This is a genomic window from Streptomyces sp. yr375, from assembly GCF_900110755.1.
Classification (GTDB): domain Bacteria; phylum Actinomycetota; class Actinomycetes; order Streptomycetales; family Streptomycetaceae; genus Streptomyces.
In genome coordinates, this window is sequence record NZ_FOFF01000009.1 from 40,068 (window position 1) to 52,079 (window position 12,012).

Below are 12,012 nucleotides of genomic sequence, written 5' to 3' on the forward strand. Positions count from 1 at the left end.
GATGTCTTCAGTAGTCCCGATTCGATTCCGGTGGCCAGGGGTGCGAGGGTCGCCGGTTGATCGATCGGTATGAAGGCGGGTATACAGCGCAAGGGGGAGTAAGCGCCTGCCCGGCGGCCGGACGCTTCCGGTGCGGGTGGGCAGTGGCCCGCCTTCGCTGTGGTCGGCCGGCTTCGCTGTCCCCGTTGGTCGGCCGAACAGGCAGCGGACATCCCGCACGATCGAGGACGAGCGGTGGCGGAGACCACCAGATGGAGAGCGTGACCGGTAATGGCTCAGCAGCCGCCCCTCCTCCGCGATGTCATCGACATCAAAGAGAACATCTCCACCTCGGACTTCGTGTTGTCCCTCGCCGAGGCGACGACACCAGAGGGCGCACAGAACGCGCTCAGGGACTACGTCGTCACCGAGCGGCTGCTGGAGAACTTCGACGAGGCGCTGGCGCTCATCAAGTCCTCGCTCGACGGGCACCGTTCCAAAGCGGCCTACCTGCACGGCTCGTTCGGTTCCGGTAAGTCGCACTTCATGGCCGTGCTGTACGCGCTGCTCAGTGGCGACCCGGCCGCCCGTGCCCGTACCGAGTTCGACCCGGTGCTGACCAAGCACGAGTGGCTGACCACGGACGGCAAGAGGTTCCTGCTCGTGCCGTACCACATGCTCGGCGCGAAGGCCCTCGAACAGCGGGTGCTCGGCGGGTACGTCACGCACGTCAAGAAGCTGCACCCGGACGCCCCGACCCCGCAGGTGTACCGGACCGACTCCCTCTTCGCCGACATCCGCGCCAACCGTGCCACCTACGGTGACGAGGCGGTCGTCCGTGGCCTGGGCGGCGGCGACGCGGGCGACGGCGAAACGGACGAGTGGGGTGAGGGCTTCGCCTGGACCCCGCAGCTCCTCGACACCGCCCTCGCCGCCGAGGAGAACCACGAGGGGGGCACCCCGCTCAACCTCCGTAACCCCTCCACCCCGGCCGAGTTGCGCGCGAAACTGGTCAACGACGCCAGCACCAACCTCTTCCCCGGCTTCGCCAAGAACGCCGTCGAGAACGAGCACGGCTTCATCTCCCTGGACGCCGGACTGTCCGTCATCGCCGAGCACGCCAAGTCGCTCGGCTACGACGGCCTGATCCTGTTCCTGGACGAGTTGATCCTCTGGCTCGCGACCCTCATCCACGAGCAGAAGTTCGTGGCCCGCGAGGCCAGCAAGATCACGAACTTCGTGGAGGGCGGTGACGCCCGCCGCGCCATCCCCGTCGTGTCGTTCATCGCCCGTCAGCGCGACCTGCGCGAACTCGTCGGCGAAGAGGTGTCCGGCGCGGCGGAAGCCTCCATCCAGGACACCCTGAACCTGGCCTCCGGCCGCTTCGACAAGATCACCCTGGAGGACCGCAACCTCCCGCAGATCGCTCACGCGCGCATCCTCAAGGCGAAGGACGCCGAGGCGGAACGGCTCATCGACGCGGCCTTCGAACAGACCAAGCGGGTCGGGACCCAGGTCTGGGACACCCTCCTCGGCTCCGAGAAGGGCACGACCGGCGCGGACGCGGAGTCGTTCCGGCTGACGTACCCGTTCTCCCCGGCGTTCATGGACACCCTCGTCCACATCTCGTCCGCGCTGCAGCGCTCCCGTACCGGTCTGAAGCTGATGGGCGAACTTCTCGCCGACCACCGAGGCGAAATCCGGCTCGGGCAGCTCATCCCCGTCGGCGACCTCTACCCGGTGATCGCCAAGGGCGGCGACAAGCCGTTCACCGACAGCCTGAAGGTCGTCTTCGAGGCCGCCGACAAGCTCTACAAGACCAAGCTGCGGCCCTACCTGCTCAGTTCGTACGACATCACCGAGGACGACGTCGAGCAGTACGTCAACCGGCCCGAGGCCATCACCGACCCGCAGCGAGCCAACCGCTGCCGGCTGTTCGTCGGCGACAACCGGCTCGTGTGCACCCTGCTGTTGTCCGCGCTCGCGCCCAGCGTGCCCTCCCTGGCCGAACTGACCATCCGGCGGCTCGGCGCGCTCAACCACGGGTCGGTCCTCGCGCCCATCCCGGGCGCCGAGGTCGGCATCATCAAGAACAAGGTCGCCGAGTGGTCGGCCCGGTTCCCCGAGATCAAGGAGACCGGCACCGACGCCAACCCCGGCGTACGGCTGGAGCTGTCCGGCGTCGACGTGGACTCCGTCATCGCCAACGCCCAGGTCAACGACAACCCCGGCAACCGGGTCGCCCTCGCCCGGCGGCTGCTGTCCGAGGAACTGGGCGTCGAGCACGGGCAGTTGAGCGACCAGCTCGGCTTCGTGTGGCGCGGTACCTCCCGCACCGCCGAGATCGTGTTCGGCAACGTCGCCGACGAGGACGAACTGCCCGACCACGACCTCATGCCCCAGGAGGACGGTCGCTGGCGTATCGCCATAGACCTCCCCTTCGACGAGGGCGAGTGGGGCCCGGTCGAGGACGTCAACCGCATCCGGCGGCTGCGGGAGCGGCAGCAGGGCGAGCGGTCCCGTATCGTCGCCTGGCTGCCCGCACACCTGTCCGCGCAGCGCTTCGCCGACTTCCGGCGTCTCGTCGTCATCGACAAGGCCCTCGCCGACGAGCACCGTTTCGACACCCAGTACGCCGGTCACCTCAACGCCGACAACCGCAGCCGCGCCAGGGGCCTTCTCGAAACCCAGCGCGAGGCTCTGCTCAAGCAGGTCAAGGGCGCCTTCAAGCAGGCGTACGGGCTCGCCCAGAAGCAGGCCGCCGACGTCGTGCCCGACTTCGACGACCACCTGGTCCCGTTGCCCGATGTCGACGGCCTCACCCTGTCCTTCGGGCAGAGCCTGCACGACGGCATCCGGCATGTCGCGGGCAAGCTGCTCGTCCACCAGTACCCGGCGCACCCCGACCTCGACCCCGAAGGCACCGGCACCGCCGTCAAGTCGATCGACACCAAGAAGGTGTTCACCCACGTCCGGTCCGCCGCGGAAGCGCGTGACGGGCGGGTGGAGGTCCCGGCCGCCGACCGCAAGCTCATGCAGCGGATCGCCGGCCCCCTGCGCCTCGGGCAGCAGAAGGAGGCGTACTTCGAGCTGTCCCGCTACTGGGCCGACCACTTCCGCCAGTTGGCCAGCGCACAGGGCGTCACCGGGGACCTGACCCTGATCACCCTGACCGACTGGACGGACAAGCCCGACCCGCGCGGCCTGCCCGACTTCCTCGCCCGGCTCGTCGTCGCCGCCTTCGCCGAGATGGACGACCGGGTGTGGGTGCGCGGCGGCACCGTACTCGACCCCGCGCCCGAACTGTCCGCGATCAAGGACCTCGACGCGCTGCGCAACCAGCCACGGCCCGCCGAAACCGACTGGGACACCGCACGCCAGCGTTTCGAGACGATCTTCGGCGCCAAGCCGCCCACCCTGTGGCGCGGTCGCATGATCAACCAGTTCGCCCGCCAGATCATCGAAGGCGCCCGCGCCCACCGGGACCACGCGGCGGACCTGGTGCACCAGTTGGAGGCCCATGCCTCCTTCCTCGGCCTCGACCAGACCGCCGACACCGGACGGCTCGCCCTCGCCCGCCGCTCCCTGCAACTCCTGGACGCGCTCACAGCGGAAGCCGGCAAGGGCGCGGCCGGGGCGAAGAAGACCGTGGAAGCCCTCGCCTCCTTCGACCTGGGCGAGACCAGCGCCGACCGGTACGGGACCTCCATCAAGCAGGCCCGCAGCGTCGCGGAGGCCGTCGCCTCCGCGCCCTGGAGCACGCTCGAACTCGCCGCCGGACTGGGCCCCGAGGGCGCGGCACTGCTCGACTCGCTGCGCAACATCGCCCGCGACGACCAGCGCACCGCCGACCTGCGCGACGCGCTCGCCCGCACCCAGCGCGAGGTCGTGGCCCTGCTGAAGCGCAGCCAGGCCTCCGCCACGCCGCCGCCCCCTCCCGTCACGCCGCCGCCCACGGCCGACGACCTGGACCTGGGCAGGCCGACGAGCGATCCGCGGATCCCCTTCACCCCGCCGGAGACACCCACACCTGCCTCCTCCGGCAGCGGCTCCGCGCGAACGGCCGGTGGCCGCCGTACGACCGTGGCACGCGCCGCCGCCGACCTCCAGGCGGAACTGTCCGAACTGGCCGCCCGCCACCCCGACGCGACCATCGAGATCACCTGGAAGGTCGTCGAATGACGGACACCGTCGCCGCTGCTCCAGGCGCCGTCCGGCTGAACACCGCGACCGTCACCCAGTACCTGTCCTCGCAGACCTCCCTCGCCGCCTCCCTGACCGGAGAAGGCGGGGGCAGGCGTCGGGTCGTGCTGCTGCGGTCCGCGCCCCAGTGGGAGGGGCCCGCCGAACCAGTCTGGGGCGAGGGCCGGACGGCCGGGGTCGCGGTGGCGCCCTCACCGCTCGCCGTCCACGAACTCGTCCTCGACCACCTGGCGGGCCGGCGCCCCGGCCCCGCCGTCCTGGTCGTCCTCACCGACCGTGAGCAGAACGAACTCGACCCGGCGATCAGCGCACGCGTCCACAAGAAACACATCGACATGGTCGACAGCTGGGACGTCGTGCGGGAGGCGTTCGGCGCCCGGCAGATCGACCCGCGCCTGAAGGACGTCAACTGGGCCGCCGAAGCCCTGCTCGACGCCACCCCGCCCGGCGGCTGGCCGCCGGTGCCCGGCGGCTGGCTGTCCCGGCAGTACGCCCTCACCTCACTCGCCCAGCGCCGCCTGCGCCTCGGCCGTTACGACACCGAGGGCGGCACGCGACGCCCCGGCGAGGACCGGCTCGACGCGCAGACCCTGCTGCACTGGTCGACCGGGCCCGGAGCCCCCGAGCGGCTGCTGGGCCTGCGGGGTCCCGAGCGCGCCGGGCTGGCCGCCTTCCTCGGCGAGGAGGACCAGGCCGGTCTCGCCGGACGCGCACTGCTCGCTCTCGTCGACGCCGAGCGCGGCGCGGACGCCGCCGCCTTCGGCCTCGTATGCGAGGCCCTGTGGCAGCACGCCGAGCCCGCCCCCGAGACGTATCAGGCCCGGGGCCGTGCCGAACGCTACTTCGGCGACCAGCCCCCAGCCGTCGGCGAACAACTCGACGCCCTGGTGGGCGTCTTCGGCCGGTCTGCCGAGGAGTACGTGGGCACGCTGCTGACGGCCGGTCACCGGGGCGGCGCCGACGCCGACCAGGCCCGCGAGGCGCGCCGCACCAGTGGCATCGTGCTCGACCGGGCTGCCGCGCTGGCCCGCCAGTTCGGCGCGCAGGCGGCCGTCGCGGCGAGCCCCGTCCTGCGCGGCGGACTGGAAGCCCGGTTCACCGCCGTCGGCCAGGCCCTCGCGGCGGGCGACACGGCCGCGGTCACGGAGGCCGTCCGACTGCTCGCGGACCACCGGCTCGCCACCGACCCGGAGGAGTCCGCCCGCATCGAACGCGCCCGCATGGGGCAGCGCCTCGCCCTCTGGCTGGCCACCGACCCGTCGGCCGATGCCCCCAGCGTCGCCGACGCCATACAGCGGCACGTGGCCGAGACCGGCTGGGCCGACCTCGCCCTGGAGCACATCGAGGCCGGCGGCGACCCGGATCCCGTCCTCAAGGCCGCCTACGACACACTCGGCACGCGCGTCAGGGACCGGCGGCGGCAGATCGACGCGTCCTTCGCGCGCTCGCTCTCCGGCTGGACGCGGGACGGCACCCGGCCCGGCGGCATGCTCACCGTCGAGACCTTCCTCGACCGGGTGGCCGGACCCGTCGTCCGGCGCGGGGAGGAGCGGCGGGTGCTGCTGCTCGTGCTCGACGGCATGAGCGCGGCCATAGCGAACGAACTCGGCGAGGAACTGCGCCGCTCCTGGGCGGAGTTCGACCCGCTGGCCGAGGACACCCCGCGTCGGCGGGCAATGGCCGCCGCCCTCCCCACCGTGACGGCCGTGTCCCGGACCTCGCTCTTCGCAGGCACCCTGATGAAGGGCACCCAGGCTGACGAGAAGCGGCTCTTCCCCGCGCTGAAACTGTGGAGCGGGGCACCGGCCGCCGTCTTCCACAAGGACGACCTGCGCACCGAGACCGCGGGCGACACCTTCGGCCCCGCCCTCACGGAAGCGCTCACCGACAGCAGGACCCATGTCGCCGTCGTCCTCAACGCCATCGACGACCGGCTCGCCAAGGAACAGAAACTCGGCGACGGAGCCTGGCGGGTCGACGACGTACCCGGCCTGCGCGACCTGCTCCGGGTGGCGGCGGCCCAGGGCATGGCCGTCATCGTCACCAGCGACCACGGTCACGTCGTAGACCGGCACGGAACGAAGGCCGACGCGGCCACCGAGCCCGCATCCGCGCGCCACCGCCTGGCCGGCGGCCCCATCGGCGAACGGGAGATCGCTCTGACCGGACCGCGTGTGGTCTGGCCCGAGCCCGGCGCGTCAATCGTCGCGCTCTGGGACGCGGACTCCCGCTACACCGCCCTCAAGGCCGGCTACCACGGCGGGGTCTCCCTCGCCGAGTTCACCATTCCGGTGCTCGCCTTCCTGCCGTTCGGGGCGGAACCCCCCAAGGGGTGGCGGGAGTTGGGGGATCAGCGGCCACCCTGGTGGGCTTCGAAGGAGGCGGGCAGGCCGGTGTCGGGCGAGCGTTCGGGTCAGTCGGCCGGCGCGGCCCCGAAGAAGGGGACGGCGAAACCCCGGAAGAAGCACCCCGAACCCGGGACACTGCCCGACGCGCTGTTCGACGTGGCGCTGACCGCCGGGGGAGACGACGCGCTGCTCACACCGACCCTCGTCTCCCGGACCGAAGCGCTCGTCAAGGCGCTGCTCGACTCGGAGACCTATCAGGTGCAACTCGAGGGTCTGGCCCGCAAGCCGCAGCAGGAGCAGGTCCACAAGGCCCTCGCCGCCCTGCTCGACGCGGGTGGCACCCTGCCCGTGACCGCGCTCGCCCAGCGGGCGGGCATGCCCACCACCCGGGGCGACGGCTTCGCCGCGGTCCTTCGGCAACTCCTCAACTACGACGGCGTACAGGTGCTGGAGACCCTGCCGGACGGGCGCACGCTACGGCTCCATGAGGGGCTGCTCCGCGAGCAGTTCGCCCTCGGGGTGCACTGACAGCGGTCGGGGTGCCTCTGACGTTCACCTGAAGGCATCCCGAGCTGTGCGTTCGCTGCTCGCGGATCGCTGTTGCCAGGCAGAAGGCTCACGCGCGCAGGTGGTGAACACGGCTTCGAGTCCCGGGCATGAATGGTGCCGGGTGCGACGACGATCTCGACGCAGTCGGCGCCACTCGTGCCTCTGGAGCTGCTGGGCTGCAGCGAGCCCGTGGCCTGCCATGTGCTGCGCACGCGGTCATCCTGCGGGCCCAATGTCGGTGCGGATCATTACAGTTGTTCCGCCGGCCGCGCCCGTGCGGCCGGATCCGTTCTCGAAGGAGCTCCTAAGGTGCCTATACGAAGACGTGCGGCAGGTGCCGCGCTGGTCTTAGCGGCCGCCTCGTTCAATCTGCTCGGTGCCCCCGGCACGGCAGCGGCACAGCCCCGGGGCAGCATCGTCCTGCCCGTGCGGTCGCACTGGCAGACCCTCGCCGACAGCCGCCATGTGTATGTCAGCTCGCCCGGCGACGACGCTGTGCTGGCCACCGACCACGACGGGCAGGTCGTGAAGAAGGTGGAGGGTCTCGACGGGGCGCGGGGCATGGCCGAGTCGGCCGACGAGTCCACCCTGTACGTGGCGCTCCCGGACGCTGACGCGATCTCCGTCATCGACACCGCGACCTTGACCGAGACGCGGCGCATCTCCACCGGGACCGACACCGAACCGGAGAGCGTCGCCCTCGCCGGCGACCGGCTCTTCTTCGGCTACCAGGCCACCGTCTTCGACGCAGGCATCGGGTCGGTCGCCATCGCCGAGGCGAGCCCGACCGTCCGCCTGGACGACAACCCCGTCTGGTACGGCAAGCCGCGGCTCGCCTCGTCGTCGGGCGCGCCCGACCGGCTCGTCGCCGCGGAGAGCCAGGGCACGGCGGGCATGCGTGTGTACGACGTGGGCTCCGGCACGCTTCAGGAGACCGCCTACAGCGACGCCGTCGGCGATGTCGAGGACGTGGCGGTGACGCCGGACGGCAGCAGTGTGATCACCGCGAACGGCTCCAACTACTACCACCAGCGGTGGCGCCTGTCGGACCTGACGGAGGAGGCCCAGTACGACACGGGCGCCTACCCCAACTCCGTCGCTGTCGACTCCCACGGCACGGTCGCCGCGGGGATCGTGGCGGGAGGGGACTGGGACCTCTACCTCTACCGCCCGGGAGAGACCACCGCATACCGCACGGTCGCGTTGTCGTGGCCGTCCATGGATCTGCTTAACCGGGGCGTGGCCTGGGCACCCGACGGCAACCGGCTGTTCGCCACCCGCTTCCCCTACTCGGGCGAGTTCATCCTCGACATCGTCACCGACGTCGCCAAGGCATCCAGCACGATCACTCTGTCCGCCCCGCCGACGAACCCCGTCGGCGCGCCGGTCACCGTGACGGGGAAAATGACCTCCCTGATCTCCTTCCCCGAGGACAGAGCGGTCACGGTGACGCGGAACGGCGTGGAGCTGCCGGATGTGCAGGTCGCACGGGACGGCACCTTCCACTTCAGTGACACCCCGCCTGACTGGATGACATATCCCCAGTACACGGTCACCTACACGGGCGACGACACGCATGTGTCCGGCACGGCGACCGTCATGGTCGAGCTCGTCGGCTGACCGGGCCGGGCATTTTGCCGATCCGGCCCCACACAGCGCCGGCGTACCGGAGGTCGTTGGGCCAAGGGCGCTCAGGCTCAGGGAAGGGATCGTGAGAGGAGACGGCGCATCTGGAGTGATGGCCAGCCAGTCCACCTGCCTGGCTCTAATCCCACCAGAGTGACGGCCACGGCGAGCACAGGCGGGTGGGAGGCCGTGATGCCGCGACACCTCAGCCGTCGGACCAGGCAAAGAGATCCGACGACCTCAGTCATCTTCGGCTGATCGTCATTCCCTGCTGTAACCGCCAAACCTCCGCGACATGATCGGCCGGACAAGTCCTGGATGAGACGGCCACCTGTCACCTCTTGCCGGTCCAACCTGACGCTCACTTCCCGAGACCGCCACCCACCGCCTCAGGACACGAACGCCCGCAGCAGCTTCGCGAACGTCGTCAGCTCGTCGAGAAGCTCCTGCGGAAGCGGCTTCTCGTCGAAGTGCGCGATCCGGTTGCGGATGTCCTTCACCTGCTTCAGACGGCCGATGAACTGCTCCCTGGGCATGTTGGGCCACTTCAGGGCTTCCCAGTTGGCGTCGGCGGCTTCGGCCAGCGATGTCTTCGTCTGGTCGCCGTCCAGAAGCTTCAGATAGTCGCCGAACATGAGGTCGGAGACCTGGCCCGTGCGGTGCTCGGCCTTCTTGTTCGTCTGGACGGCCTTGATGGTCTCCTCGTCCAGTGCCGCGCCCAGGCAACGGCGCAGCAGGGACTCGATCTCGCCGACGATGAAGAAGGGCCGTGCCGCACCCTCGAAGCGGTCCGTGACGTCCGCTGCGCTGACGATGCCGGAGAGACAGCCGTCGTCGCCCCGGACAAGGAGGTAGCCGTGTTCGCGGATGATCGGCAGGGCGGAGAAGAACTCCTGGCGGGTGTCGGCGACCGGAAGGGAGTCCTTCTCCATCGCGTTGTCCAGAGTCGGCTGCTTGCCCGCTTCGTACATCTTGGCGACGGACCCCCAGGTGACCACCCCGTGGATCTGCGCCATACCGGTGGTCACCGGGACTTGTGCGAGGCCCTTCGTGCGCATCAGGAACGTGGTCTGCGCCAGGGGCGTACCGGGACCGACAGACACCAGACCGCGCCGCGCCGACGGGATGTCTCCGAGCAGCAGACGCTGCGGCAGGGCGGCCGAGGGCAGGGACTCGTCCGTCTCGTCCTCCTCCACGCCCGCGGGGGCGGCCTGCGCGGGGACGGACGCGAGCGGCACCACTTCGACGTTGCTGCGCTGACCGCAGACGGCGAAGTCCGGCAGCGTCGTCAGCCCGGCGTCCGTGAGTGCCTGCGAGATGCGGTGCACCGTACGGTGGTCGCGGACCCTGACCTGAAAAAGGTCCAGAATGTCCTGCACGGGCACGGTCCTGCCCTTGAGCGCGGCGAGGTCCTGCCCGCTCGGTGCGGTCGTCATCGGGCGTCGCCCTCCGCGAGGTCACGGAGCATGGTCCTCTTGCCCATGGCGGAGTGCACGAGATCCTGCAACTGCTTGGAACGGTCGTGGTAGAACCGTTCGTAGTCGTTGTCGCGGAGTGCTTCCGGATCGATGAGGTGGGTGGCGAGCACATCGTCGAACCACTCGGGGCGCATGTCGGAGGCGGCGACCATCGTGGACAGGTAGGACGCCGGCGCCCCGGTCATGTCCATCGCCGCGCGGTAGGACAGCGGGGTCTTGTTCACGATGGAGTTCGTGGGCAGGTTCTGGCTGTTGCCCCGCCGGAACCAGGTCTTGGGGAAGATCTGCCGGACGTCCACGCTGTACTCGTCCAGCCTGCCGGGCTTGAGCGGGCTGTCCGTGTAGTGCCAGTCCACCGCCCCCTGCTTGACCAGCAGGGCGTAGATGCCCTTGTAGGCGGCACTGTTGCGGGTGGTGAGACTGTCGAGGCGGTCGGTGAAGAAGAACGCGTCCGTTACGGTGTCGGGCGCCCGGTCGTCCCGCGCGATCCAGGGGACGAGCTGCTCGACGTCACGGGTGAAGCGGGTCTCGGTGGAGCCGCCGTACATCTCGCCCAGGACTCCGCACCAGTACCACTGCTCGGTCTTCTCCTCCGCTCCCAGTCCGTCCAGCGCCGTGTCGAGGATGGCGCGGACGGCCGCGAGCGGGACGAGCTGCGTCTTGTACGGCAGGTCGCCCGGGCGGACGATGCACTGCCGTTCCAGGAAGTCGCCCACCCAGGCGAAGGCGTCAGCGATTTTCGGTGCCAGCCGGACGAAGTCGGCCAGCGGAAGGTCCAGTAGGTCCCGGCGCTTGCACGACACCGTCGCCCCCCTGCCCGATTGCTTCCGTTCCCAGGTGCGTACCAGGGCGATGGCCTGCAGGAAGTCGATGCTGCTCAGCCCGTTCTCGAGGCCGCCGTCCAGACGGCCGAAGACCGGGTACTTGGCCGCCAGGCCCTGCTTGATCTCCCGCCATACTTGGGGGAGTTGGTAGTAGTCCCCGGTCTGGTCCACGTAGTCGCGGTCCCCGGCGTAGGTCGCGGTGAGCAGTTCGAAGACGTTGAGAGGCACGCCGCCCGTATTGACCCGCTCGAAGACCGCGCACACGGCGTCCATAGACGTGGTGGCGGCCAGCCGGATCATCGGGACCTGAAAGGCGCGGACCTGCTGGAGGACCAACTCGTCGAACTGACCCCACAAGTTCCAGTTCCGGCCCTCGTCCGCCTTGACGTACGACATCATCCACTGGTTCACACGCTGGGCGTCGAAAACGAGATGCAGAGGGAAGAGACCGGCCGCGCACTCGTTCTCCGTGGTGCTCAGATCCAGCACCACCGTACGGTTGAAGTCGGTGCGGAGAACCTTGTCCGCCGGGACGGACAGGATGGCTTCGTCGCGATCCGCGCCCGGGCCCACGGCCTTCTCGATGTCGACGTAGTACCACCGCTCGATGGGCTTGTTACGGGCGTCCGCCGTCTCCACCGGGGCGTCCAACCACAGGGCCTGGAAGAGAGAGGTGAGACGCTGCTGACCGTCGAGCAGGAGGAGGTCCGCGGCCGGATCCCCGTCCGGGCGTGCTCCGGTGAGCGTTCGGGAACGGAATCGAGTGGCGCCGCCGGTCTGCAGAGTCATCACCACGCCGAGCGGATAGTCCAAGGTCACCGTCGCGATGATCGCGCGGATCCGATCGTCGTCCCACTTCCAGTTCCGCTGGAAGTCGGGCAACTGTAAGGAGCCCGACGCCACATCCGCGAGTACGTCCTTGAGCTTCACATTGTCGAGTGCCGCCACGTTCGTCCCACTCCCACCCTGCCGAATGTACGGAGAGTGATTCCAGCAGCGTATCCG

5 protein-coding genes are annotated in these 12,012 nt (G+C 69.9%); 3 read left to right on the forward strand and 2 right to left on the reverse strand.

Annotation, left to right across the window (positions count from 1 at the left end; translation table 11 throughout):
- The first annotated feature begins 270 nt into the window (after window positions 1-270).
- The 3 genes from BMZ82_RS12295 (at window position 271) to BMZ82_RS12305 (ending at window position 8,699) form a co-directional block, all read left to right on the forward strand.
- Complete coding sequence (locus tag BMZ82_RS12295; RefSeq protein ID WP_093774790.1) at window positions 271-4,161, forward strand: BREX-2 system ATPase PglY; 3,891 nt, start codon at window positions 271-273, stop codon at window positions 4,159-4,161.
- Window positions 4,158-7,058, forward strand: a complete 2,901-nt coding sequence (pglZ, locus tag BMZ82_RS12300) for a BREX-2 system phosphatase PglZ (protein WP_093774792.1) — start codon at window positions 4,158-4,160, stop codon at window positions 7,056-7,058. Before BMZ82_RS12295 ends, pglZ begins: the two co-directional genes overlap by 4 nt.
- Window positions 7,059-7,388: 330 nt before the next feature.
- The gene (locus tag BMZ82_RS12305; RefSeq protein ID WP_093774794.1) at window positions 7,389-8,699 is read left to right on the forward strand and encodes a hypothetical protein; all 1,311 of its coding nucleotides are present in this window, start codon (window positions 7,389-7,391) and stop codon (window positions 8,697-8,699) included.
- 395 nt (window positions 8,700-9,094) lie between these two features.
- Here the strand turns inward: BMZ82_RS12305 and BMZ82_RS12310 are convergent, their stop codons facing one another.
- Together BMZ82_RS12310 and BMZ82_RS12315 are read right to left on the reverse strand one after the other, a co-directional pair.
- Window positions 9,095-10,141, reverse strand: coding sequence for a CBS domain-containing protein (locus tag BMZ82_RS12310; RefSeq protein ID WP_093774796.1), 1,047 nt, complete (start codon window positions 10,139-10,141; stop codon window positions 9,095-9,097).
- The gene (locus BMZ82_RS12315) at window positions 10,138-11,955 is read right to left on the reverse strand and encodes a DUF262 domain-containing protein (protein WP_093774798.1); all 1,818 of its coding nucleotides are present in this window, start codon (window positions 11,953-11,955) and stop codon (window positions 10,138-10,140) included. The genes BMZ82_RS12310 and BMZ82_RS12315 overlap by 4 nt, the downstream gene beginning before the upstream one ends.
- Between the last annotated feature and the right edge of the window lie 57 nt (window positions 11,956-12,012).